Below are 24,056 nucleotides of genomic sequence, written 5' to 3' on the forward strand. Positions count from 1 at the left end.
CCTTCCTGGACAAGCTGTTGACGTTGTCGGAACCCGAGGGCTCAGGCGGGCACCCTGACCCGGCCGGCCGGGGCCGAGGCGGCGGGAACGCCGTCGTTGTCCTGGCCGTACAGCCAGTCGTTGTACTGGAAGTCCCCGTCTTTGCGGCTCTTGAAGAGCAGGTTCCGCAGGGTCCGAGCCAGTCCCGAAACGTGCCAGGACTCGCCCCAGACACGCGCGGTGCGCTGGACGCGGGCCGTCCGGGCGGCACGCCGTGCGTTGAAGTCGCTGATGGCCTGGTCCCAGGCGGCTGGGTCCACGCCGTCGTCGGTGAACACCGTGCCGTGGCTGGCGTCCTGCAGCACAGCGGCGTCCTCGAGGGCCTGGCACGCGCCCTGGGCGAGATACTGCAGCATCGGGTGCGCGGCGTCGCCCATCAGGACCATCCGGCCCGCAACCCAGTTTTCGATCGGGTCGCGGTCGTACATGGGCCAGCGGATGCCCGTGGCCAGGTTCTTGAGCGCCTCCTGGACTGCCGGCACACAGTCCTCATAGGCGGCCTGGAGTTCGTCCACGCCGCCGTACTGCTCCTCGCCGCGCTCGAACGACGGCGACTTGAAGACGGCCACGGTGTTCAGCAGTTCGCCCTTGCGCAGCGGGTACTGCACGAGGTGGCAGTCCGGTCCGAGGTAGACGATGACGTCTTCCAGATCGGCCTTGGGGGTGTTCTCCGTGATCGGCACAGTGCCCCGGTAGGCGACGTAGGACGACGAGACGGGGCCGTCCTGCGCAATTGCGGGGCGGAGGGTGGACTTGAGGCCGTCGGCGCCGATCACAACATCGGCTTCGAAGTCGGTGCCCCCGGCGGTGTGGGCCACGCCCCGGCCGTTCACGGTCTCCACGCTTTCCACCATGACGTCGTTGACCAGCCGGACGCCGGCATCCTGGCAAGCTTCCAGGAGGACCCGGTGCAGGTCGCTGCGGTGGATCACGACGTACGGCGCGCCGTAGCGTTCCTCGAACTCGCCGCCGAGCGTCTGGCGGGTGAGCTCCTCGCCGGTGACTGCATCGCGGAAAACAAGGTGCTTGGGCTGGACGCCGATCTCCAGCGCCTTGTCCAGAAGGCCCCACCGCTTCAAAACCCGTGAGGCGTTCGGGGCCATCTGAAGGCCGGCTCCGACCTCGCCGAATTCCGGTGCACGTTCAACGAGCGTCACGTCGGCGCCGTTCTCGCGCAGCGCCAGGGCTCCGGCCAGGCCGGCCATTCCTCCGCCAATAACGAGGACATCGGTGGACGTTTTCCGGTCAGACATTGTGAGCTCCTACTGAGGTTGGGGTTTTTGAATTGATTTTGATTCCGATGGCTCCGAGCAGAACGGCGGCCACGGCGGCCGCTCCCGCGAATGCCAGGAAGTTCGAATTGACGCCCAGGCCGGCTGCGAGCAGCAGCCCACCCACCTGGGGCGCCGCGACGGCACCGATGCGGCCGACGCCGAGTGCCCAGCCCAGCGCGGTGCCGCGGAGGTGCGCCGGGTAGTGGCTGGCCACCGCCGCAATGATCAGGCACTGGGTGCCGTGCGTTCCGACGCCTGCAAGAACCAGCATCAGATAAACGACGGTGACGGGAGGCCCCGCCACCAGGACCACCAGGGCGACGGCGGCGACGGCGGCCGCCGCTATCGCCGTCGGAATGGGTCCGAAGCGCGTGCCTGCCCAGGCGGTGATGACCGAGCCGGCGACAGCACCGAGGTTCAGCGCCAGGGCGAACGTCAGTGCTGAGCCAAGGTTGTAGCCCGCAAGCTGCATGAGGTTGGGCAGCCAGGTGCCCAGGCCGTACCAGGCGAAGAGCGTCACCAGGGTGGAAATGGCGAACAGCACGCTCATGCCCAGGTAAGGGGCGCGGAGCAGGGAACCAAAGCCGGCAGGTTCCGTGGCCTGGCCACCGGCACGCACCGGGGCCAGAGTCTCGGGCAGGTAGCGATATCCCAGCGGAATGACAACGAGCAGTGCCAGAACCGCGATGAGGAACATCACCGGCCAGCCAAAGGCAGGAATGAGCGGAATGCCCGCCAGCGCTGCAATGGAGCCGCCGATCGGAACACCGGACATCATCAGGGTGGCAATGGTGGACCGCCATTTTGCCGGCACCAGTTCCGCCACCAGCGCGTTGGCCGAGGGAACCAGCCCGCCGAGCCCGATGCCGGCCAGCAGCCGGAGCCCGCCGAAGACAGGGGCGCTCGGAGCGAAGGCGCACAGGATGGTGAAGGCCGAGAACACGATCGCGCATCCCAGGATCGTCCGGCGGCGCCCGAAGGTGTCAGACATCCGGCCGGCAAATATGGCGCCGATCATCATGCCCAGGAAAGCCATGGAACCGACGGTGCCGGCTGTGGCCTTCGTCAGGCCCCAGCCGGTGTCGTTGATGAGCGACGACTGCACAGTGCCGTACACGATGAGGTCGTAGCCGTCGAAGACGACCAGGAGCCAGCAAACAAGAACTGCCATGGCAGTTTGTTTGGGGAACCGGGACGAGGGCCCGGCCGCCAGGGTTGCGCCGTTGGTGGACCGCTCCGGCGCCGCAGCGGAAGGTATGTGATTCATCCCACCACTGTGGTGGCAGTCGCCATCGGGAACCTATAAAATTCTGTCGTGCAGAACTTGCCCCTCCAGAAGAAACCCACATACTCCATTGAGGCGGTGGACAACGCGCTCCAGCTGCTTCAGTTGCTGCGCGACGGCGGGAGCCTCCGTCTGAAGGATGCGGCGAAGGAGCTCGGGGTTGCGCCCTCCACTGCCCACCGGCTCTTAGCCATGCTGGTGTACCGCGGTTTTGCGGTCCAGGATGAATCCCGCCGCTACGTGCCGGGGCCCGCCATGGGGGCGGGTCCCGCGGGGGTCAGCTGGACGCGGCTTTTGAGAGACCTGGCCCGTCCCCATATGGAGCTGCTGTGCTCCCGGGTGAACGAGACGGTCAACCTGATGATCCGGGTGGGGACAAAGGTCCGGTTCCTGGACACGGTTGAAAGTACCAATGTTCTCCGCGTGGGTGACCGGCAGGGCACAGTGCTGCCGGCCAGCAAGGCGTCGGGCGGCAAGGCGATGCTCGCCGAGCTTGAGCCTGCGATGATCGACCAGCTGTTCCGCAGCCAGAACGCTGAGATCGGCGGCGACAGTATTCCGGACGCTGAGTATCCGGCCTTCCTGCGGGAACTGGAGACCGTCCGCACCAACGGCTTTGCCGCCAACTTCGAAGGGACCGAGGACGGGATCAGCGCCCTGGGCATGGCCCTCCACAACGGGACGGGCGTAGTGGTAGGCGCCCTCAGCGTCGCCACTCCGGTGGCCAGGTTCCGCAGGCTGTTCGATGCCGGCCTGGTGGCTGTGATGCTGGAGACGCGGCGGCAGCTGGAAATAGACATCGCCGCCAATCCCGCCGAGCCGGGCTAAGCGCTCCCAGCGGGTTACCCCCTAGATAATTCTGGCAGGCAGAATATCGTGGGGATCACATCGGTAGGTCTCTACAGTCGGATGTACGCCCAAACGCTATCCGCACCCACCGAGGAGGCCCCTGTGTCCATCAGCGCCGAGAACGCAACGCAAAAATCAGTTGCCGCCGGGCAGACCGTCCCGGAGCCGACGGCCGAAGAGACCGTCCAGCTCGAGCAGCTGTACCGCGACTTCGAAAGCGGTAACCTGATCCCGCTGTGGACCGAGATCGCGGACCTGATGCCGATGGTCCCGTCCCCGAAGGCCGTGCCGCATGTCTGGCGCTGGAGCGACCTGTACCCGCTGGCCGCCCGCGCCGGGGACCTGGTCCCGGTGGGCCGGGGCGGTGAGCGCCGCGCCATTGCCCTGGCGAACCCTGGCCTGTCCGGTACGCCGTATGCCACGCCTACCCTGTGGGCGGCAATCCAGTACCTCGGCGCCCACGAGACCGCCCCGGAACACCGGCACTCCCAGAACGCGTTCCGGTTCGTCGTGGAGGGCGAAGGCGTCTGGACCGTGGTCAACGGCGATCCGGTGGCAATGCGCCGCGGGGATTTCCTGCTGACGCCGGGCTGGAACTTCCATGGCCACCACAACGACACCGACCAGCCGATGGCCTGGATCGACGGCCTGGACATCCCGTTCGTGCACTATGCGGACGCCGGGTTCTTCGAATTCGGCACCGAACGCGTCACGGACGAGGCCACCCCTGACATTTCCCGGTCCGAACGGCTTTGGGCGCACCCGGGCCTGCGGCCGCTTTCGGGCCTGGATGACACCACGAACTCCCCCATCGCCGCGTACCGCTGGGAGCACACCGACCGGGCCTTGCGCGAGCAACTGCTGCTCGAGGACGAGGGGCATCCGGCCACCGTGTCCCAGGGCCACGCCGCCATCCGGTACTCCAACCCCACCACCGGCGGGGACGTGATGCCCACCATCCGGGCCGAATTCCACCGCCTCCGCGCCGGCGCCACCACCGAGTCGCTGCGCGAGGTCGGCTCCAGTGTCTGGCAGGTCTTCGAGGGCACCGGCACCGTGGTGCTGAACGGCGAAACCAGGACCCTGGCCAAGGGCGACCTGTTCGTCGTCCCGTCCTGGCAGGAATGGTCCCTCCAGGCCGAGACGGAGTTTGACCTGTTCCGCTTCAGCGACGCCCCCATCCTCGAACGCCTGAACTTCAACCGCACCTACACCGAAGGACGCAAGTAAATGAGACTCCTTACCCTCCGCCTCTCCATTGGGGATAAAACTGGAACCACGGCCGTCCGCCAGGACGGCGACACCCTCACCGAAATCGACGGCTTCGCCGACGTCGGGGAACTCCTCCGCGACTCCGCCTGGGAAGAGAAGGCAAAGGCGGCCAGCGGCGCAACGCACCCGCTCGACGGCGCCGACCTCGCCGCCGTCGTCCCTGCCCCGGGCAAGATCATCTGCGTGGGCCACAACTACCGCAACCACATCAAGGAAATGGGCCGGGATATCCCGGAGTACCCCACCCTGTTCGCGAAGTACCAGGAATCCCTGATCGGCCCCAACGATGACCTGGCCCTCCCGCAGGAATCGGACACCGTGGACTGGGAAGCCGAGCTCGCCGTCGTGATCGGCAAGAAGGGCCGCCGGATCAGCGAAGCGGACGCCGCAGAGCACATCGCCGGCTACTCCGTGCTGAATGACATCAGCATGCGCGACTACCAGTTCCGCACCATCCAGTGGCTCCAGGGCAAGACCTGGGAGAACAGCACTCCGTTCGGTCCGGCCCTGGTGACCAAGGATGAGTTCTCCGCCGGTCCGCTGATGACCTCCGCAGTGGACGGCGAGATCCAGCAGCAGACCCCCACCGGCGACCTCGTCTTCACCCCGGAATTCCTGGTCTCCTACATCTCCACCATCATCACGCTGAACCCCGGCGACGTCATCGCCACCGGCACGCCCGGCGGGGTGGGCCACGCCCAGGACCCCAAGCGGTACCTGCAGGAAGGCCAGGTCCTCGTGACCACCATCAAGGGCCTGGGCCAGCTGAACAACCGCGTGGTCAAGGAAGCCTGATGGCCGCCCGCACCGACCAGACCACGGACCCGGAGCTGCTCGAGGGGCTGCTGCAGGCGCGTCGGGGCACGGCGTTCTTCGCCCGCAAACTCAACGAACTCTCCGACCAGGACCTCGACGGTGATTCGCTGCTGCCCGGCTGGACCCGACGCCACGTCACGGCGCACATCGGCTACAACGCGCGGGCCATCGCGCGGCTGGTCGAGTGGGCGGGCACCGGCGTGGAGACACCCATGTACGCCTCCACGTCGGTGCGGGACCACGAAATCGACTTCGGTGCCACGCTCAGCCCCATCGCGCTGCGGAACCTCTTCGACCATTCCGCCGTGCACCTGAACGTCGAGTGGCGCGACCTGCCCGAGGACGCCTGGCACCACAAGGTCAAGACCGTCCAGGGCCGGACCGTCCCCGCCGAGGAGACAGTGTGGATGCGCACCCGCGAAGTCTGGGTCCACGCCGTCGACCTGAACAACGGCGCCACCTTCACCGACATCCCCGCACCGGTACTCAGTCGGCTGCTGAAGGACATCGCCGGCGCCTGGCACACCCGCGGCACCGATACAGGGCTCCTCATCAAGGTGACGGGGACCGAGCTCACGTTCGGCGACACCGGGGCGGACGCGCCGCTGGTGATCTCGGGCACGCTCGCAGACGTGGTCCGCTGGGCCACCGGCCGCGGCATCTCCGGTGTCACCGCCGAACAGAACGGAACAGTCCTACCCGAGGTGCCGGCAGCACCGAACTGGATCTGATCTCACCTTCTTGACGTCGACCCCACCTTGCCGCGGATTGGGCCGCCAACTCCGGGGTTAGACTGTGGCCGTCAACGCTGGAGCAGATCCGACGAGAGGCACGGGGCATGGGCACGGACAACACCGACGCAGCCGAAGCACTATCGGCTGAAGATCTTGAGCTGCTGCACCGGTACTGGAATGCCGCCAACTACCTCACGGTGGCGCAGATCTACCTCCAGGAGAATCCGCTGCTCCGTGAACCGCTGGAATCCCTCCACATCAAACCGAGGCTTCTCGGGCACTGGGGCACAGGACCGGGGCTGTCCCTGGTCTACGTCCACCTCAACCGGCTGATCAGCAGGACGGCCGCGAACGTCCTTTTCATCGCCGGCCCGGGACACGGCGGCCCATCGGTGGTGGCGAACGTGTATTTGGAAGGCACCTACTCCGAGATTTATCCGGACATCAGCCAGGACCTTGCCGGCCTGAGGCGGCTGGCACGGCAGTTCTCGACGCCAGGAGGGGTCGGCAGCCACGTCGGGCCCGCCACGCCGGGATCCATCCACGAAGGCGGTGAGCTGGGGTACTCGCTCATGCACGGCACCGGGGCGGTCATGGACAACCCGGACTTGATTGCCGCCTGCGTGATCGGCGACGGCGAGGCCGAGACTGGACCGCTGGCCGCTTCCTGGGTGGCTCCGTTTTTCCTCAATCCCGCCAGGGACGGCGCTGTCCTGCCGATCCTCCACCTCAATGGGCACAAGATTTCGGGGCCCACGGTGCTGGGGCGCCGCTCCGACGAGGAGGTGGAGGCGCTCCTGCGGGCGAACGGCTGGGATCCGGTCACCGTTGCGGGCGACGAGCCCGACGCCGTCCACCGGGCCATGGCGGCCGCGCTGGACGGTGCCTATGCCACCATCCGCGAAGTCCAGGCGGACGCCCGCAGCAACGGTGTCACAGCCGCGGCCCGCTGGCCCGCGATCATCCTGCGGACACCCAAGGGCTGGACGGGTCCGGAATCGGTGGATGGCAGCCCGGTGGAGGGAACCTTCCGTTCCCACCAGGTTCCGCTGTCCGGCGTCAAGGACAATCCGGAACACCTCGCGCTGCTCGAACAGTGGATGCGTTCCTACAGACCCGAAGAGCTGTTCGACGCCGAGGGGAGGCTCGTTCCTGAGCTGGCCGCGCTCGCGCCCAAAGGCAGGCTGAGGATGGGATCTGCGCCGTGGGCCAACGGCCAGCCGTCGCTGCCGCTCGTCATCCCGGATCTGGCGCAGTACGCGGTGGAGCCGGGCCGGCCCGGCTCCACCAGCAGTGAGACCACCAAACCGCTCGGGGAACTGTTCCGCGATCTCTACCGCGCCACAGAAGATATGCCCCGGTTCCGGCTCTTCTGCCCTGACGAGACCAACAGCAACCGCCTGGGCGACGTGTTCGCGGCGACCGACAGGTGCCTCCTGGTTCCGCCGAAGGCCGGGGATGCTCCGGCGGATCATGTCTCCGCTGACGGACGGGTGATGGAGGTGCTGTCTGAGCATCTCTGCCAGGGCTGGCTGGAAGGCTACGCCCTGACCGGCCGGCACGGGTTCTTCGCCAGCTATGAGGCGTTCGCCATGGTCAGCGCCTCGATGGCCGTCCAGCATGCCAAGTGGCTGCAGCATGCGCGTGACCTCGAATGGCGCTCCCCCGTTCCCAGCCTCAACATCCTGCTGACCTCAACGTGCTGGCGCAATGACCACAACGGCTTCAGCCACCAGGGCCCGGGCCTGATCGATACCGTGCTTTCACTCTCGGGCGAGGTGACGAGGATCTATCTGCCGCCGGACACCAACACGCTGCTCGTGGCCGCGGAGCACGCACTGCTGAGCACGGACTACGTCAACCTCGTCGTCGTGGACAAGCAATCCCATCCGCAGTACCTCACCCTGGCGGAAGCGCGGGCCCACGCCGCGGCCGGTGCATCGCGGTGGGACTGGGCCGGCAACGAGGAGCCGGCGACCACCGCCGATCCTGACCTTGTCCTGGCCTGCGCCGGGGACATCCCCACGGAGGAGGCGCTGGCCGCGGCCTGGCTGCTTCAGCGTCACGTGCCCCAGGCCCGGATCCGCGTGGTCAACGTCATGGACGCCATGGTGCTGCCGCCCCGGGACACCCACCCGCATGGCCTCGACGACACTGCGTTCAGCCGCCTGTTTACCGACAAGTGCGATGTCGTTGTCGCCTGGCACGGTTACGCCCGCTCGTTCCACCAGCTGCTGCATGGGCGTCCCAACCCGGAACGGTTCCACGTCCGGGGCTACAGCCAGCAGGGAACCACCACCACACCTTTCGACATGGTGGTGGTCAACAGAATGAGCCGTTACCACCTGGCGCTGGAAGCACTGCGGCGGCTGCCCCGGGAGCTCCCGGGAGCGGAGGACCTGGCCGATCATTGCAACCGGCAGCTGGCAGCCCACGCCGAGTATATTCGTGAGCACTTTGAGGATCTTCCGGAGATCCGCGAGTGGGCCTGGAGCCCTCCCCGCTGAGCGCTCCCGCCTGACCGCCCCCGCCTGAGCGCTCCCGCCTGACCGCCCGCGATGGTTTCAGGAGGCGGCGTCCAGCATCCCCGCGATCTTGGCTTCCAGCGCCGCCCGGGTGGCGTCCGGCAGGGCGATCAGACCGTCCAGCTCCCGCCGCGCCCGCTTATAGGCGGTCTGTCGCTCGGCGGGCGTAGCGGCCTTATCCTCAGCGATCCGCAGCAACTTCCGGGCGGTGGCCAGACGCTGGCGCTCTGGCCCGGAAAAGTTGCTGTCCTTGATTCTCCGTGCCTCCCGCTCGGCGACGTCAAAGGCGACTTCGTATCCGCGCACGGCCGCCCGGTACTCATCGAGGCGCGACCTGCTCTCCACATCCCCCGGACCGGCAGGACGCAGTCCGTCCGCTTCCCGCTTTGCCCTCAGGAACGCGACAGTCAGGGGCTCCCGGACATCCGTCATGACCGGATAGTCGATAAGCTTTCCGACATCAAGCTCATAGTCGAGCCACCTGCTGTTCACGTCATCATGTGCGGCCAGCAGTGCCGCCACTTCGGACTCGCTGGCTCGTTCTGCGGTCACTGCCTGGTTCCTGAGCCGGTAGAGCTCGATCCTGCGCTGGTGCCTGCGCTCGCTCGCTTTGGACCATGATCGGGTCCAACCACCGACCAGCCCGCTCAGTGGAAAAACGAGCCACCAGTAGTGGGCAAGGAAATCAAGGATAGGCTGCACGCATCCATCGTTGCACCGGGCCGCCCGTACCTCAAGGGAACGGCGGGCAACCGGCCGTGGTGAAGTGATCGACTGGTGAAATGGTCGACTGCAGAGATCCTTCAGGTGCCGGTTGCGCCGCCGTAACGTTGCGCCGCTGCGCTGTTAAGAAGCAGGCGCTGCCTGCGAACCGGCGATGTTCACCAGCCACGCAACGCCGAACCTGTCGGTACACATGCCGAAGGTGTCACCCCACGGCGCCTGTTCAAGCGGCACTGTGACGGAGCCGCCGTCGACCGACAGCTTGTCCCAGTAGCCGCGCAGCTCAGCGTCGTCGTCGCCACTGAGAGAGACCGAGATGGTGTTCCCCGGCGTGTAGTCCATGGAGTTGGGCGTATCGGCGCCCATGAGGACCATACCGGTGTCCGTGGTCAGCATTCCGTGCATGATCTTGTCCGCTTCGGAGGGGTCCTGGCTGGCCTGGAAATCCCCGAACGAGCTGAGAACCAGATCTCCGCCGAAGACAGACTGGTAGAAGGTCATCGCGTCGCGGGCGTTGTCGCGGAAGCCAAGGTACGGGTTGAGCACAGTGGGCACAGGATTCCTTAAGGGCTGAACTGGTGAGGTGCCACGTCTGTGGCGGACCGCACTACACATGTTGCCCCAATCCGGCTGCGCTTCATAGGGCTTCGCTGGGCTCAGGGCCGGAACCGGTAGCCGATGCCCGCTTCGGTCAGCAGATGCCGCGGGTTACCGGTGTCTACCTCGAGCTTGCGCCGGAGCTGCGCGATGTACACCCGCAGGTAGTTGGCTTCCTTCTCGTAGGCAGGTCCCCAGACTGTCGCCAGGATCTGCTGCTGCGTAATGAGCTTCCCCGGGTTGCGGACAAGCAGTTCAAGGATGCTCCATTCGGTCGGAGTGAGCCGCACGGGCTGTCCGTTCCGTGTGACGAGCCGCTGCCCCAGGTCCACGGTGAACTCGGCCGTCGTCACCTTGGGTTCGGCCTCCGGCCCGGGAGCCCGTCGCCGCAGGGCGCGCAGCCGGGCCAGGAGTTCCTCAAGGCCGAACGGCTTGGTGATGTAGTCATCTGCCCCCGCGTCGAGGGCTTCCACTTTGTCGGCGGAACCGTGCCGCGCCGAGAGCACCAGGACAGGCGCGGCGCTCCAGCGGCGGAGCTCCCGGAGCACCTCAGCTCCGTCCATGTCCGGCAGACCGAGATCCAGGACCACGAGGGCCGGCGGGTGCTGTGACGCCGCCAGCAAGGCCGACCTGCCGTCGGCAGCAGTGTCCACGCTGTACCCGTGGGCTTGCAGGGTTATCCGAAGGGCCTTCAGCAGATGCTGGTCATCGTCCACCACCAGTACTCCGGTCACAGGGCCGCCTCCCTGGGGTAGTCCGCGCCGCTGCCGGCCGCCGAATCCGGGAACCCGGCCCCGCCGGTCCCGCCCACGGGGCCGGCAGACAGGGGAAGCCGGAGAACCATGGTCAGGCCCCCGCCGGGGGTTTCGGTGGCAGAAAGTTCGCCTCCCATCGCGGTAACGAATCCCTTGGCAACGGCGAGGCCAAGGCCCACGCCGGTGGTCTGCGGCACGTCATCCAGCCGCTGGAACGGCCTGAACATATCCACCACATTCCGGGCAGGCACGCCGCTTCCGTGATCGATGATTCGGAGCTCGCCCGCGGGACGTCCTTCAAGGTCGGACAGGCTCAGGCCTCCTGGCACCCCGCTGACAACGACGTCCGAACCGGGCGCGTACTTGACTGCGTTCTCGGCAATGTTGGCGATGACGCGTTCCAGCAATCCCGGATCAGCATCAACAGCCGGCATGTTGGCCGCAAGTTCCACCCGCACTGCGCCGTCGGGAAGTCCCCGGAGGGCCGGAGGAACCACTTCGGACCACCGGACGGGCCTGAGCAGCGGCCGTACCGAGTCGGCCGTGATCCTTGACATGTCCAGGAGGTTTCCCACCAGGACATCGAGCCGGTCCGTGCATTCATCGATGGTTTCCAACAGTTCCTTTTCCTCCCCCGGGCTGTACGTCACTGCCGTTTGGAGGAGGCCGCCCACCGCGAGCTTAATCCCGGCCAGCGGCGTCCGGAGGTCATGGGACACAGCCCGCAGAATCGCTGTGCGCATGGTGTTCCCTTCGGCCAGCCGCACAACCTCGAGGCGGCTGGCTGCCAGTTGCTGGCGTTCAAGCTGGGCCATCACGTGGACCGCGAACGCACCCAGCAGCCGGCTTTCGGCGGCCGGCACGGTCCGGCCGAACAGCACGAGCCAGGTTCCGCCGTCGAGCTTTTCCACCGTGTTGCCGGCGAAATCGGCGCCGCCGCGCTCCCGTTCCGTCAACTCGCCGGCGCTCGCGAGCAGCCGCAGCTTGTCACCCCCGGCGTCCCCCGGCGGCGGGGCGTGGCCGGCGGCGTCCGGGACTCCTGTGGCACCGGTTGCTCCACCGTCGACGGCGAACACTCCGGCACCTCTGGCACCAAACACATCCAGTGCCTGCGTCAGCAGGCCGTTGACGGTGTCCTCCGAACGGGAGGCGCCAAGGGCGAGATCGCCGAGCGTTGTCGCCTCTGCACGGGCCCGCGCAGCCTCCTTGGAGCGCCGGGCCGACCTGTCCACCACGCCTGCCACCGCCACGGATACTCCGACGAACACGCCCAGGGACAGCAGGTCCTGGGGGTCGCTGATGGCGAGGTCGCCCAGCGGCGGCGTGGAGAAATAATTGACCAGCAGGCTGCTCCAGAGCGCTCCGGCGACGGCGGGCCACAGCCCGCCGACCAGCGCGACCGCCACGGCGCCCGCCAGCTGAAGCAGCGCGGCGGTAGCCACACTGTGGTCAGCCATGGCGAGCAGCGACTGCACAACAACCGGAACAGTGGCCGCCAGCCCAAATCCGATGCCGACCCGCACGCGGCCGAGCTCCCATTGCCGTGCACGGTTGCCGGGACGTCCAGCGAGGGGGCGGGAAACGACCTGGACGTCGATGTCGCCGGCGCCACGCACCACCCGCGTATCCACGCTGGCACCCCGCAGGAACCCTGCCATCCGCCGGCGGCGCGACTGCCCGATGACCACCCGGGTGGCGCCGGCGTTGGCGGCGAAATCGAGGAGGGCCCGGGCGGGGTCGGATGCGGCGACCGTGTGGTAGCTGCCACCGAGCTCAATCGCCATCCGGCGCTGGGATTCAAGGGCCCGGGGCGACTCGCCCGTGACGTCGTCGGAAGAGCGGATGTGCACAGCAAGCAGCTCTCCGCCCTGTGCTCCGTCGAGGATCCTGGCGGCGCGGCGGATCAGGGTCTCCCCCTCATCGCTGCCGGCCAGGCCAATGACAATCCGTTCCCGTGCCATGCCGCCATTCTTTCACTTGGCCGGCGTCGTTGAAGCGCCCGTGCGGGCGGGATCAATAGGCGTGCGCCAGCGGCTGATTCCTGGGCGCAGATGGGATGAGTGCGTGAACCTCGTGCGGGCCGTAGGCTCTTGGCATGGCGAGATACTTTGATGTTCACCCCGAGGACCCACAGCCGCGCGCAATTTCCCAGATCGTGGATCTCCTTCATTCGGGCGGCCTGATCGCCTATCCCACAGACTCGTGCTACGCCCTCGGGGCGCAGCTGGGCAACAAAGAGGCGCTGGACAGGATCCGCACCATCCGCCAGCTCGACAGCAAGCACCACTTCACGCTGGTCTGCCGGGACTTCGCACAGCTGGGTCAGTTCGTGAACATCGGCAATGACGTGTTCCGCAGCATCAAATCTGTCACGCCGGGCAGCTACACCTTTATCCTGCCCGCCACGAAGGAGGTGCCCCGCAGGTTGCTGCACCCGAAGAAAAAGACCGTGGGCGTGCGCATTCCGGACCACAACTTTGTGCAGGCCCTCCTGGCCGAGCTGGGGGAACCGCTGCTGTCCAGCACGCTGCTGCTGCCGGACGAGGAGGATCCGCTGACGCAGGGCTGGGAAATCAAGGAGCGGCTCGATCACGTGGTGGACGCCGTGGTCGACTCCGGCGACTGCGGCGCGGAGCCGACCACCGTCGTCGACTTCTCGAGCGGCGTGGCCGAGGTGGTGCGCCGGGGAACCGGCGATCCCTCGCGCTTCGAGTAGGACACCCGATCGCCTGACCGCGCGGACGGTGCGCGCCGGCGCCCGCTGCCGCCCATGCGGCTTGTGGGCTTACTCCGGCTTCTTGGCCCGGCTCGGCTGGACGCGCGGCGGCTCGCCGGGCATCTTCGGGTAGTCCGGCGGAAAGGGCAGCTCGCCCAGTCCGTTCTTAAGGTCCCGATCCCACCACGCCAGCAGGTCGTCGAGGGTCCCGGGCTTCGCGTTCATGTCCGCCCAGGGATCCCCCACGGTTTTCAGCCGTTCCGGCACCGTGAGGATAGTGAAGTCCTTGGGATTGACGCTCTCCAGTTCGTCCCAGGTGATCGGACAGGAAACAGGGGCGTGCGGGAGCGCGCGGGGACTGTACGCCCCGGCGATGGTGCGGTCGCGGTTGGCCTGGTTGAAGTCCAGGAAGACCCGTTCGCCGCGCTCTTCCTTCCACCAGTTCGTGGTGACCTTCTCCGGCATCCGCCGCTCGAGCTCCCTTGCCGCAGCAATGACGGCGTGGCGCACGTCCTGGAATTCGCGAGTCGGCTCGATGGGGGCATAGACATGCAGGCCGCGGTTGCCCGACGTCTTGATGAAGGCGGTCAGGCCCACCTCCGACAGCACGTCCCTCAGCGCCAGGGCGGCGGGGACGGCATCGTCAAAGTCGGTGCCGGGCTGGGGGTCAAGGTCGATGCGCAGCTGGTCCGGGTTGTCCGAGTTTTCCGCACGGGACGGCCACGGGTGGAAGACGACGGTGTTCATCTGCACCGCCCACACCGCGGCCGCGGGTTCGTCCAGTACCAGCTGGGGATGCGAGCGCGCGCTCGGATAGATCACCTTGACGGACCGGATGAAGTCCGGGGTCCCCTTGGGAGGATTCTTGGAGAAGAACTGCTCGCCGTCGACGTTCTCCGAAAACCGCTGGAGTGACACCGGCCGGTCACCGTTTGCCGCGATGAAGGCCTCCCCGACGTCCACGATGTAGCGGGCGAGGTCGAGTTTCGTCAGTCCCAACTCCGGCCACAGGACTCTGCTGGGACTCGAGATCCGCATGTCCCGGGACCCGTTCGGTCCGTCAACGGTAAGGATGGTCTGTTCGCTGGCCATGGGGACAACCTACCCCGCGTGACCCGCGGCGTCAGCACCTTGGCGGGCCCAGGGAAGAAACACGTGCCTCCTCTCTGGGCAGCCGCGGGCGCATCTGTAAGGATGTGAACTGATTGGGGCGCCGTCGGGGCCGGGAATAGTCGAAGGGGACCTCTCTATGGTTGAATCCGCGAGTCTGGACCAGATATCGGGCCGGCATATGCTGAGCGTCGTCGCCGGGCAAGCCGGAATCCGGCCCGGCGACCCGGACTGGGCGGACTTCGAGCGGCGCTTCGACCGCCATTTCCCAGATCTGTCCAGGCTGTTCCACTCGCTCTACGGCTCACGGCCGGACTTTCAGGACCAGCTGACTTCCCTGGTCATCGAGACTGCCCGCTCATGGAAGGCAAGGCCGGCAGACCTGAAGGTCCTCGACACCGAGCGGGAGGGCAGCAGCGACTGGTTCCAGTCCAACCGCATGCTTGGCGGCGTCTGCTATGTGGACCGGTACGCCGCCGACCTTGACGGCGTCCGCGCACGGATCCCCTATTTCAAGGAACTCGGCCTGACATACCTGCACCTGATGCCGCTGTTCCTGGCGCCCGAACCGCTGTCCGACGGCGGATACGCCGTGTCCAGCTACCGGGAGGTCAACCCCAGGCTCGGCACCATGGACCAGCTGCGCGACCTGGCCGCCCATCTCCGCGCGAACGGCATCAGCCTGGTGGTCGACTTCATTTTCAACCACACCTCCAATGAGCACGAATGGGCCCGCAAGGCAGCCCAAGGCGATCCGCACTACAGCGGCTACTACTGGATGTTCCCCGAACGGACCATGCCTGACGCCTTCGAGCAGCACGTGCGGGAGATCTTCCCGGAAGACCATCAAGGCTCTTTCGTGCAGCTGCCTGACGGCCGGTGGGTGTGGGCGACGTTCCACAGCTTCCAGTGGGATCTGAACTACTCCAACCCGGAAGTCTTCCGGGCCATGGCCGCGGAGATGCTCTTTCTGGCCAATCAGGGCGTGGATATCCTGCGGATGGATGCCGTGGCGTTCGTCTGGAAGCAGCTCGGAACTCCGTGCGAGAACCTGCCGGAGGCCCACACGCTGTTGCAGGCCTTCAACGCCGTCTGCCGGATCGCCGCCCCGTCACTGCTCTTCAAGTCCGAGGCCATCGTGCACCCGGACGAGGTGGCGCTGTACATCGATGCGGCCGAGTGCCAGCTCTCCTATAACCCCCTGCAAATGGCGCTCATCTGGGAGGCGCTGGCCACCCGCGACGTTTCCCTGTTGGCGCAGGCGCTGGAGCGCCGGCACAACATGCCGCCCGGAACCTCCTGGGTTAATTACGTCCGCAGCCACGACGATATCGGCTGGACGTTTGCCGATGAGGATGCGGCCGAGCTGGGCATCAACGGCTTCGACCACCGACGCTTCCTGAATTCGTTCTACGTCAACCGATTCCCGGGCAGCTTCGCCCGGGGTGTGCCCTTCCAGGACAACCCGCGCACGGGTGACTGCCGCATCTCCGGGACCACGGCCTCCCTGTGCGGGCTGGAGGACGGTTCGGCCGAAGCGATCCGCAGGATCCTGCTCGCCCATTCGGTCGCGTTCAGCACCGGCGGCATCCCCCTGCTGTATCTCGGTGACGAGGTGGGCCAACTCAATGACGACCAGTATGCGCTCGAGGACGGCCACGAAGCGGATAGCCGCTGGGTGCACCGGCCGCAGTTTCCCGCCGAGCGCTACGCGCACCGCACCGAACCGTCCACTCCCGAAGGTGCCATCTTTGCCGGGCTGCGGCGGATGATAGCCGTCCGCGGCAGCGCCCCTGAATTGGCAGGGACCCGTCTCATTCCCTTCGCCACCAACAACCCGGGGGTGCTGGGCTACCAGCGGCCGGGCGAAGGGACGCGGATCCTTGCCCTGGCCAACTTCAGTGACCAGCCGCAGGTGATTTCGGCGGAAACCCTGTCCGGCTTTGAGGCTGAGGCAGTGGACGTCCTTGCGGACGCTCCTGTCCGCATCGATCAGGGATTTGTACTTCGCCCGCAGGATTACGTCTGGCTCAGGGTGGTGCCGGCCGGCTGAGCAGGCGTGTTTCGGCGGCGATCCGGCATGATGGACTCATGCCTGTTGCTGAATCCCCCCTCACCCTCACTGTGGGCGACGTCCAGGTTTCCGGCGTTTATGCCCGGCCCGAGAACCCCTTCTCAACGCTTGTGGTGGCCCACGGTGCTGGGGCGGGCATGGAACATCCGTTCCTGCAGGGCTTCACGCGCGCCCTGAACGACGACGGCGTCGCCACCTTGCGCTTCAACTTCCCCTACCGTGAGGCAGGCAGGAAGTTCCCCGACCGTCCGCCGGTGGCCATCGCCGCATGGCGGGCGGCCATGGATGCGGCCAGGGCGGCCGCATCCAACGGGGGGCCGGTGTGGGCGGCGGGCAAGTCCTTCGGCGGCCGCATGGCCTCGATGGCTGTGGCCGACGGGATGCGGGCCACGGGGCTCGTGTATCTCGGTTACCCGCTGCATCCGCCGGGCAAACCGGAGAAACTGCGCGATGAGCACCTCTACGGCCTGGAACTGCCCATGCTGTTCCTGCAGGGCACGCGGGACACCTTCGCGACGGCCGAGCTACTCGAGGGTGTGGTTGCCCGCATCGGCCAGGCCGCGATCCTGGAATGGTGCGAGGGCGGCGACCACTCCTTCGCTGTGGCCGGCAAGAAGCGCAGCGCAGAAGACGTCGGCGCCTCGCTGGCTTCCACTGTCGCGGCCTTCATGCGCGCCAACGGCTGACCCGGGCATCACGCGTTCGGGGCGGCCGACGTCGCGCTCGCCGGCACCGGCTCGTGCCGCAGGTAGCTGCGCCGGAAGCGGCCGGTTCCTGCTGTGATCGCGCGCAACTGGACGGCGTAACGCAGCAGCTCGCCGTCCGGCACCTCTGCGGTGACTTCCGTGCGTTCCCCGCCTGCCGACGTCGTTCCTGTCAGCCGCCCGCGGCGGGAGGACAGATCACTCATCACCGGCCCGACGAACTCGTCGGGGGTACTGATGGTCACCGACGAGACAGGCTCGAGCAGCTGGATCCGTCCTGCGGCGGCGGCCTCACGCAGCGCCAGCGCGCCGGCGGACTGGAACGCAGCATCCGACGAGTCCACACTGTGTGCCTTGCCCCCGATGAGCGTCACCCTGATGTCGACCACCGGGAAACCGGCCGACACGCCTCGCTGCATCTGGGCACGGACGCCCTTCTCAACGGACGGTATATATTGCCCGGGAACCACCCCGCCCACGGTCTTGTCGACAAACTCAAACCCTGCGCCGCGCTCAAGGGGCTCCACTTCGATGTCGCAAATCGCGTACTGCCCATGACCGCCGGATTGCTTGACATGGCGTCCATGGCCGGCCGCGCGTGCGACGAACGTTTCGCGCAGGGGCGTCACCACCGGGACGGTCTGCAATTTCACGCCCTGGTCGCGCAGCCGGTCAAGCACCACCTCGCCGTGGGCTTCCCCCATGCACCACAGGATCAGCTGGTGGGTCTCGGAATTGCGTTCCACCCTCAGGGTCGGATCGCCGGCGGCAACCTTCCCGAGGCTCTTGGCGAGAGCGTCTTCGTCACTGCGCGTGGCCGCTTCAACGGCGACAGGCATCAGCGGCTCAGGCATGTTCCACGACTTCACCAGCAGCGGATGGTCCTTGGCTGAGACGGTGTCGCCCGTCTCGGCGTTCGCCAACTTTGCGATGGCGCAGATATCTCCGGCCACGCAGTAGGGCACGGGCTTCAGGCTGGCTCCGGCCGGCGAGTACAGGTGCGTGAGGCGTTCGTCGCTGTCATGGTCCTCGTGGCCCCGCTCTGACAACCCGCGTCCCCCGACGTGCACCGCCGAGTCCTCCCGCAGCGTGCCGGAGAACACGCGCACCAGGCAGACCCGCCCCAGGAAGGGGTCGATGGTGGTGCGCACCACCTCGCCGGCCAGCGGCCCGGCAGGATCACACGCCAGCGGCCCGGCGGGAATGCCGGCGAGATCCGTCACCGCGGGCAGGTCACGCTCTGCCGGCGACGGGAACGCACGGGTCAGCGTCTCCAGGAGTTCCGTTATGCCCAGTCCCGTCTCCGCCGACGTGGCGAGTACGGGAAAGAAGGACCCCCGGGCAACGGCGGTCTCGAGGTCGCCCACCAGGACGTCGACGTCGATCTGCTCGCCGCCGAGATAGCGGTCCATCAGCGACTCGTCCTCGCTCTCCGAGATGATCCCCTCTATCAGCGCGCCGCGGGCGGTCTCCGACGCGGCCAGCTCCTCAGCGGTGGCGTCCCTCACGGCCGGGACCGGTTCGCCGGCGGTGTACTCCGAAACGGTGCCGGAGAGCATTCCCAGCAGTCCGGTGCCCGTGGTCCCTGTGCCCAGGGGAAGGTACGCCGGGACCACCGAGTCGCCGAAGGCACGCTGGCAGGCGGCGACGGTCGCTTCGAAATTTGCCCGCGGATGGTCTAGCCGGCTGATGACCACTGCCCGCGGCATTCCGACCTGGTCGCACTCGGCCCACAGCGCCGTGGTCGCCGCATCGATTCCGTCCGAGGCCGACACCACGAAGAGCGCAGCATCGGCGGCGCGCAGTCCGGCTCGCAGCTCCCCGGTGAAATCGCCGTACCCGGGCGTGTCGAGCAGGTTCACCTTGACGCCGTCGAACACCAGTGGCGCCACTGAGAGCACAACCGAGCGCTGCTGGTGGATTTCAGAGGGCTCCGCATCGCTGACCGTGTTGCCGTCCTCGATCGAGCCCATCCGGGATATGACGCCGGTGGCTGCCAGCAGGGACTCGACGAGCATGGTCTTTCCAGCGCCCGAGTGGCCCACGAGTGCCACGTTGCGGACCTTCTCCGGCGCATCGGCCGGCGCCCCCGCCGACGCATCGGCACGCCGGAGATCCGAACTGCCGCGGCCGGGGCTCTTGCCCCGGCCATTTGTGCCTTTCACCGACATGACCGTCTCCTGGCGTCGTAGTCGTCGGTCCGCAGCCGACCCTTGTTAGAGATTCGACACCCTGGGACGGCGTTTGAGCAAGAGGGCGGAGAGCGTGCGGCCCGGGACGCGAGCAGCGAGATATTGCCGGCCGGCGAGGAGGATCTCCGGTCAGCCCTGCCGGCTTCCGCCGGCGTCAGGACGCGACGTCGTCGTGCCACCATCCTTCCCAGGCGGTGGACGTCAGTTGGCCGCGGGGGAAATCACTGCTGGCCTTGCCGCCACCGGAAGAGGAATCGTCGTCGTTCCGGCGGGAATCGAGAAAGAGCGTCAGGCTGCTCCATAGCAACATAGTTGTGTCCTTTCATACGTCGCTGAGACCACGGTGTCCCAACACGCATCAGCGTAGCTGCGCAATGTTTCGTGGCTACGACACCACGTTTCCGGGTTGTATCCGGAATCTATCGGGGCGTTATCCGCCGATGTACGACATCTCAATCTTGTGGGCCGCCACAGTAGCTTCGGGGGTGACAGTGCCTTCGCGAGTGACAGTGCCTTCGGGGGTGTCCGCGCTGCGCAGCGCCGAGTAACGGTCCGCACGGCCGCCCCACAGCGCCGACAGCGCCCCGGACAGCTCGGCGTCGGAGGCTCCTGCGCGCAGGAGTGCCCGCAGGTCGGTGCCGGCGGTGGCAAACAGGCAGGTGAACAGCTTGCCGTCGGCGGAGAGCCGGGCACGCGTACAGCCGCGGCAAAAGGCCTGCGTCACACTGGAGATGACGCCGATCTCGCCGCTGCCGTCCCGGTAACGCCATCGCTCCGACGTCTCACCGGGATAGTTCGGCGCCGCGGGCTCCAGCGGGAAGACCGCGCCGATGCGGGCCAGGACCTCGTCGGAGGGCACCACCTCATCCATTTTCCAGCCGTTGGAGGCGCCCACGTCCATGTACTCAATGAACCGGAGGATGAGCCCGGTCCCCTTGAAGTGGCTGGCCATCGCAACGATGTCCTGGTCATTCTTCCCCCGCTTCACCACCATGTTGATTTTCACCGGGCCAAGTCCTGCCGCCTGGGCGACCTCCACCGCGTGCAGAACCTTCGCCACGGGATAGCCGACGTCGTTCATGGCCTGGAACGTCTCCTCCCGGACGGAGTCCAGGGACACCGTCACCCGTTTCAGGCCGGCGTCCTTGAGGAACTGCGCCTTCTGGGCCAGAACCGTGCCGTTGGTCGTCATGGCCAGGTCCGGCACCCGCCCGTCGGGGGTCCGCAGCCGGGCCAGCATCCGGACCAGCCCTTCAATGTCCTTCCGCAACAGGGGCTCCCCGCCGGTCAACCGGATCTTCAGCACCCCGTGTGCGACGGCGATCGACGCCAGCCGGGTGATTTCCTCAAACGTCAGCAACTGTTCCCTGGGCATAAAAACATAGTCCCTGCCGAAAATTTCCCTGGGCATGCAGTAGACGCAACGGAAATTGCACCGGTCCGTGACGGAGATCCGCAGGTCCCGCAGGGGCCGGTGGAAAGTGTCCGTGATGGAATTGGCGTCCATTCAGCGCCCTTTCAAAGCGGCGGAAGCCACCGCTTGTTTATCCCAGCGTATGCCCGGCCCGGGGCCCCCACAATGGCCGTTCCGGCGAACGTCCCGGCGAATCTCCCGGGGCGGCTTGCCCCGCCGCTGGCCGCCGTCAGCTCCTGCCTTTGGTCCTTGCCGTCGCCGGCGCTGTCCACGGGTCCTCCGGCCAGGGATGCTTCGGATAGCGGCCCCGCATCTCCGACCGGACCTGGGCGTAGGGCCCGGACCAGAAGGAGACCAGGTCATCCGTCACAGCCAACGGGCGCCTGGCCGGCGACAGCAGGTGGAACAGCACCGGAACCCTCCCGCCAGCCAGCCGCGGCGTCTGATCCCAGCCGAAGCATTCCTGGAGCTTGACCGCCACCACCGGCCGGCCGCCGTCGTCGCCCACCTCCGGGTAGTCGATTTTCACCCGCGAACCGCTGGGCACTTCGAGCGTCTCAGGCGCCAGTTCGGCCAGCCGGGCGGCGTCGGGCCAGGGCAGCAGGCGCCGCAGCGGATCGGCCAGGTCGATCCGGTTCGTCGAGGCTCCGCCGGCCAGGGCCTCCAGCTCGGGCCGGAGCCAGGTGTCCAGCCCGGCCAGCAAAGCCTGCTCGGAGACGTCCGGCCAGGGGGCGCCCAGTTCCCGGTGCAGCAGGGCGAGGCGTCGGCGCAGGGCGTCAGCCGCCGTCGACCATCCGATGGTGCCGAGGCCCTCATGCTCCAGGGCGCGGGCAACCGCTGTGCGCCCCTCCTCCGCTGACGGCCGCACCGGCGTGGAGGAAAGCACAATCGCACCCAGCCGGCGTTCCCGCCGGGCAGTGACCTTGCCCTGGCTGAACTGTGCCTCCACGTTTTCGCTGAGGAGGTGCAGGGCGGCGGCCTCGGCGGTATCGGCCGTGAGCGGCGCCGCGGAGCGGATGACGGCGCCGGTCCCCGCCGCGTCGCGCCCGTCAGCGCGGGACACCTCGGCGACGGCCAGCCACTCATGCCCGGTCAGGGGGCTGCCGGGCGGCAGCCCAGCCCTCGTCCCGGACGTCAGCAGGTAGCGCTCCGGCCCCGTGCCGGGGACGCGGTGCGCCACACGGTCCGGGAACGCGAGGGCGACGACGAAACCGACGGCCTCCGCAGCGGTTGCGGGTGCGGGCAGTGATGGGGGCACGACGTCGGCCGTCTCCTGCCGTGCGATTGCCTCCATCCGCCGGACGTCCTCAGCCCACCGCCGCGCCACCGGGTCGCTGCCGGTCCGCAGCATGGCCAGGAGGCGGTGGAGGTCCGCGCCCGGGGCACGCTGGTCCCCGGAAACGACGGCGACGGCCTCCGCCGCCGTACGGTGGCCCACGGCGGCGGCGCCGTCGAGCAGGGCACGTGCCAGACGAGGGTCGGCGGGGATCCTGGCCAGGATCTTGCCCAGCCCGGTGGCGTGGCCGTCCGGTCCCACTGCGCCGAGTTCCCGCAGCACCTCGACGGCCTCGTCCATGGCAGCCCGCGGCGGTGCGTCCGGCAGGGCCAGCCCGCGGCCGCCGGGGGAACCCCAGCACGCCAGGATCAGGGCGGCACCCGTCAGGTCTGCCGCCGCGATCTCCGGGGTGCGGTGGGCCGGCGCGGCGCCGTAGGTCTTCTGGTCGTAGCACCGGACCACCCGCCCGGGTCCCTGGCGGGCCGCCCGCCCGGCGCGCTGGTCTGCGGATGCGCGGGAACAGGACACGGTCACCAGTCCTGACATGCCGCGGTTGGAGTCACGCCGGGGTTCGCGGGACAGTCCGGCATCAATGGCCAGCCGGACTCCCGGAACGGTGAGGGAAGATTCGGCGAGCGCCGTGGAGACAATGATCCGCGGAGGGCCGCCCGGGTCCCGTCCGGAGACGGCGCGGTCCTGCTCGGCCGCGCTGGCCCGGCCGTGAAGTTCCAGCACCTCAGCGGCCACCCTGCCGCGCAGCCTAGCAGCAACGTAGGACACCTCCCATGCACCGGGGAGGAACACCAGGGCGTCAGTGCCCGGGTCGGCTGCGAGCGCTTCGGCATGCGACGCCGCGGATATGTCCGCCACGTGGTCCAGGAAGGCGCGCGCCACTCCCCTCGTGTCCAACCGCGGCACAGCCGCGGGTGCCCAGTCCACGGTGAGGGGGTACAGCGCGGACGGACAGTCGACGACGGGAGCCGGGCCGCCGCCGTCGGGCTCCCCTGTCGGGGAGGCGCCGACCTGTGCGGAACCGCCCGCCGGGGACCCGATCAGGGCGGCGAACCGCGGCGCGTCCAGGGTGGCGGACATGGCCACCAGCGGAAGGTCGCCGCGCAGCTGGCGGACCTCGCTGAGCATGCCGAGCAGGAGGTCGGTTTCCAGGCCGCGTTCATGGACCTCATCGAGGATCACGGCGTCTGTTCCCTCCAGCCCCGGGTCTGTGAGCAGGCGCCGCAACAGGATTCCCGGGGTGACAAACTCGATCAGGGTCCCGGGTCCCGTCTGGCGCTCGCCGCGGACGGTGTAGCCGACGCGGTCGCCGAGCCGGCTGCCGTCCAGGGCGGCAAGGCGCCGTGCCGCCGAGCGTGCCGCGACGCGCCGTGGCTGGGTGACGACGACACGCGGGACCTTCGCACCAGGGTTCCCGTTCGCCCGAGAGGGACGGCCGGCCGCGAGGTTGGCCAGCAGCGGCGGAACCAGCGTGGTTTTGCCGGTACCGGGCGGCGCCTGCACCACGGCGGTTCCTGCCGCACCTCCCGCACGCAGGGCACCGGCCAACTCCCCCAGCGAGTCCGCAAAGGCCAGTCCGGCCCCGATGGAGCCCAGGTCGAAGGCCCCGTGGGCGAGCGCAGGATCCAAGGGGAAGGGCGGAGAAGTCATCCGTCCATTGTGCCCACAAACACTGCCCTCGGCGCTGTT

19 protein-coding genes are annotated in these 24,056 nt (G+C 67.8%); 8 read left to right on the forward strand and 11 right to left on the reverse strand.

Features of this window, described 5'->3' with window-relative positions; translation table 11 throughout:
• Window positions 1-41 precede the first annotated feature (41 nt).
• Entirely contained in the window at window positions 42-1,292 is a 1,251-nt protein-coding gene (locus AC1D14_RS12710; RefSeq protein WP_476968591.1) for an FAD-dependent oxidoreductase, read from the reverse strand.
• Window positions 1,285-2,484 (reverse strand): MFS transporter, encoded by a 1,200-nt coding sequence (locus tag AC1D14_RS12715; protein ID WP_476968592.1) that lies wholly within the window; start codon window positions 2,482-2,484, stop codon window positions 1,285-1,287. Before AC1D14_RS12715 ends, AC1D14_RS12710 begins: the two co-directional genes overlap by 8 nt.
• Before the next feature lie 144 nt (window positions 2,485-2,628).
• On the opposite strand from AC1D14_RS12715, the gene AC1D14_RS12720 reads away from it, so the two are divergent.
• The 5 genes from AC1D14_RS12720 (at window position 2,629) to AC1D14_RS12740 (ending at window position 8,776) form a co-directional block, all read left to right on the forward strand.
• Window positions 2,629-3,426, forward strand: coding sequence for an IclR family transcriptional regulator (locus tag AC1D14_RS12720; RefSeq protein ID WP_476968593.1), 798 nt, complete (start codon window positions 2,629-2,631; stop codon window positions 3,424-3,426).
• Window positions 3,427-3,549: 123 nt separating this feature from the next.
• The gene (locus tag AC1D14_RS12725; RefSeq protein ID WP_230117234.1) at window positions 3,550-4,677 is read left to right on the forward strand and encodes a cupin domain-containing protein; all 1,128 of its coding nucleotides are present in this window, start codon (window positions 3,550-3,552) and stop codon (window positions 4,675-4,677) included.
• On the forward strand, window positions 4,678-5,514 hold the full coding sequence (locus AC1D14_RS12730) for a fumarylacetoacetate hydrolase family protein (RefSeq protein WP_476876828.1): 837 nt from the start codon (window positions 4,678-4,680) through the stop codon (window positions 5,512-5,514).
• Window positions 5,514-6,266: a maleylpyruvate isomerase family mycothiol-dependent enzyme gene (locus AC1D14_RS12735; protein WP_230117236.1), complete on the forward strand. Its 753-nt coding sequence runs from the start codon at window positions 5,514-5,516 to the stop codon at window positions 6,264-6,266. The genes AC1D14_RS12730 and AC1D14_RS12735 overlap by 1 nt, the downstream gene beginning before the upstream one ends.
• 107 nt (window positions 6,267-6,373) lie before the next feature.
• On the forward strand, window positions 6,374-8,776 hold the full coding sequence (locus tag AC1D14_RS12740) for a phosphoketolase family protein (RefSeq protein ID WP_476968594.1): 2,403 nt from the start codon (window positions 6,374-6,376) through the stop codon (window positions 8,774-8,776).
• 57 nt (window positions 8,777-8,833) lie between these two features.
• Here AC1D14_RS12740 and AC1D14_RS12745 read toward each other — a convergent pair whose 3' ends face one another.
• From AC1D14_RS12745 to AC1D14_RS12760, 4 genes are all read right to left on the reverse strand, one after another.
• Window positions 8,834-9,496 (reverse strand): hypothetical protein, encoded by a 663-nt coding sequence (locus AC1D14_RS12745; RefSeq protein WP_230117238.1) that lies wholly within the window; start codon window positions 9,494-9,496, stop codon window positions 8,834-8,836.
• Between the two features lie 144 nt (window positions 9,497-9,640).
• The gene (locus tag AC1D14_RS12750) at window positions 9,641-10,072 is read right to left on the reverse strand and encodes a VOC family protein (RefSeq protein ID WP_230117239.1); all 432 of its coding nucleotides are present in this window, start codon (window positions 10,070-10,072) and stop codon (window positions 9,641-9,643) included.
• 101 nt (window positions 10,073-10,173) lie between these two features.
• Complete coding sequence (locus AC1D14_RS12755; RefSeq protein WP_230117240.1) at window positions 10,174-10,848, reverse strand: response regulator; 675 nt, start codon at window positions 10,846-10,848, stop codon at window positions 10,174-10,176.
• Complete coding sequence (locus tag AC1D14_RS12760; protein WP_476876830.1) at window positions 10,845-12,830, reverse strand: DUF4118 domain-containing protein; 1,986 nt, start codon at window positions 12,828-12,830, stop codon at window positions 10,845-10,847. Before AC1D14_RS12760 ends, AC1D14_RS12755 begins: the two co-directional genes overlap by 4 nt.
• Window positions 12,831-12,964: 134 nt before the next feature.
• Between AC1D14_RS12760 and AC1D14_RS12765 the strand changes: the two genes are divergently transcribed.
• A complete protein-coding gene (locus tag AC1D14_RS12765; RefSeq protein WP_056626995.1) occupies window positions 12,965-13,585 on the forward strand; it encodes an L-threonylcarbamoyladenylate synthase in 621 nt (206 codons plus the stop codon).
• Between the two features lie 69 nt (window positions 13,586-13,654).
• Here AC1D14_RS12765 and ligD read toward each other — a convergent pair whose 3' ends face one another.
• Window positions 13,655-14,677 carry a non-homologous end-joining DNA ligase gene (gene ligD / locus AC1D14_RS12770; protein ID WP_476876831.1) on the reverse strand — a complete coding sequence of 341 codons (1,023 nt, stop codon included), beginning with the start codon at window positions 14,675-14,677 and terminating at the stop codon, window positions 13,655-13,657.
• 199 nt (window positions 14,678-14,876) lie between these two features.
• Here ligD and AC1D14_RS12775 point away from each other — a divergent pair, with 199 nt between their 5' ends.
• Window positions 14,877-16,748 (forward strand): amylosucrase, encoded by a 1,872-nt coding sequence (locus tag AC1D14_RS12775; protein WP_476968621.1) that lies wholly within the window; start codon window positions 14,877-14,879, stop codon window positions 16,746-16,748.
• A gap of 38 nt (window positions 16,749-16,786) precedes the next feature.
• Window positions 16,787-17,455 (forward strand): alpha/beta hydrolase family protein, encoded by a 669-nt coding sequence (locus AC1D14_RS12780; RefSeq protein ID WP_476876832.1) that lies wholly within the window; start codon window positions 16,787-16,789, stop codon window positions 17,453-17,455.
• Window positions 17,456-17,463: 8 nt separating this feature from the next.
• On the opposite strand, the gene AC1D14_RS12785 is transcribed toward AC1D14_RS12780, so the two are convergent.
• The 4 genes from AC1D14_RS12785 to AC1D14_RS12800 all read right to left on the reverse strand — a co-directional run bounded on the left by AC1D14_RS12785 (window position 17,464) and on the right by AC1D14_RS12800 (window position 24,017).
• Window positions 17,464-19,644, reverse strand: coding sequence for an elongation factor G-like protein EF-G2 (locus AC1D14_RS12785; RefSeq protein WP_476968595.1), 2,181 nt, complete (start codon window positions 19,642-19,644; stop codon window positions 17,464-17,466).
• A gap of 175 nt (window positions 19,645-19,819) precedes the next feature.
• Window positions 19,820-19,975, reverse strand: coding sequence for a hypothetical protein (locus AC1D14_RS12790; RefSeq protein ID WP_230117246.1), 156 nt, complete (start codon window positions 19,973-19,975; stop codon window positions 19,820-19,822).
• 120 nt (window positions 19,976-20,095) lie between these two features.
• The gene (gene moaA / locus AC1D14_RS12795) at window positions 20,096-21,172 is read right to left on the reverse strand and encodes a GTP 3',8-cyclase MoaA (RefSeq protein ID WP_230117247.1); all 1,077 of its coding nucleotides are present in this window, start codon (window positions 21,170-21,172) and stop codon (window positions 20,096-20,098) included.
• 136 nt (window positions 21,173-21,308) lie between these two features.
• Window positions 21,309-24,017: an ATP-dependent RNA helicase gene (locus AC1D14_RS12800; RefSeq protein WP_476968596.1), complete on the reverse strand. Its 2,709-nt coding sequence runs from the start codon at window positions 24,015-24,017 to the stop codon at window positions 21,309-21,311.
• Window positions 24,018-24,056 lie beyond the last annotated feature (39 nt).

Source organism: Arthrobacter sp. P1_B11, from assembly GCF_056406715.1.

Coding starts and splice junctions, on each gene's coding strand:
- AC1D14_RS12710 (WP_476968591.1), bottom strand. CDS start 1,292: ATGTCTGACCGGAAAACGTCCACCGATGTCCTCGTTATTGGCGGAGGA.
- AC1D14_RS12715 (WP_476968592.1), bottom strand. CDS start 2,484: ATGGCAGTTCTTGTTTGCTGGCTCCTGGTCGTCTTCGACGGCTACGAC.
- AC1D14_RS12730 (WP_476876828.1), top strand. CDS start 4,678: ATGAGACTCCTTACCCTCCGCCTCTCCATTGGGGATAAAACTGGAACC.
- AC1D14_RS12735 (WP_230117236.1), top strand. CDS start 5,514: ATGGCCGCCCGCACCGACCAGACCACGGACCCGGAGCTGCTCGAGGGG.
- AC1D14_RS12740 (WP_476968594.1), top strand. CDS start 6,374: ATGGGCACGGACAACACCGACGCAGCCGAAGCACTATCGGCTGAAGAT.
- AC1D14_RS12760 (WP_476876830.1), bottom strand. CDS start 12,830: ATGGCACGGGAACGGATTGTCATTGGCCTGGCCGGCAGCGATGAGGGG.
- AC1D14_RS12765 (WP_056626995.1), top strand. CDS start 12,965: ATGGCGAGATACTTTGATGTTCACCCCGAGGACCCACAGCCGCGCGCA.
- ligD (WP_476876831.1), bottom strand. CDS start 14,677: ATGGCCAGCGAACAGACCATCCTTACCGTTGACGGACCGAACGGGTCC.
- AC1D14_RS12775 (WP_476968621.1), top strand. CDS start 14,877: ATGCTGAGCGTCGTCGCCGGGCAAGCCGGAATCCGGCCCGGCGACCCG.
- AC1D14_RS12780 (WP_476876832.1), top strand. CDS start 16,787: ATGCCTGTTGCTGAATCCCCCCTCACCCTCACTGTGGGCGACGTCCAG.
- AC1D14_RS12785 (WP_476968595.1), bottom strand. CDS start 19,644: ATGTCGGTGAAAGGCACAAATGGCCGGGGCAAGAGCCCCGGCCGCGGC.
- AC1D14_RS12790 (WP_230117246.1), bottom strand. CDS start 19,975: ATGTTGCTATGGAGCAGCCTGACGCTCTTTCTCGATTCCCGCCGGAAC.
- moaA (WP_230117247.1), bottom strand. CDS start 21,172: ATGGACGCCAATTCCATCACGGACACTTTCCACCGGCCCCTGCGGGAC.
- AC1D14_RS12800 (WP_476968596.1), bottom strand. CDS start 24,017: ATGACTTCTCCGCCCTTCCCCTTGGATCCTGCGCTCGCCCACGGGGCC.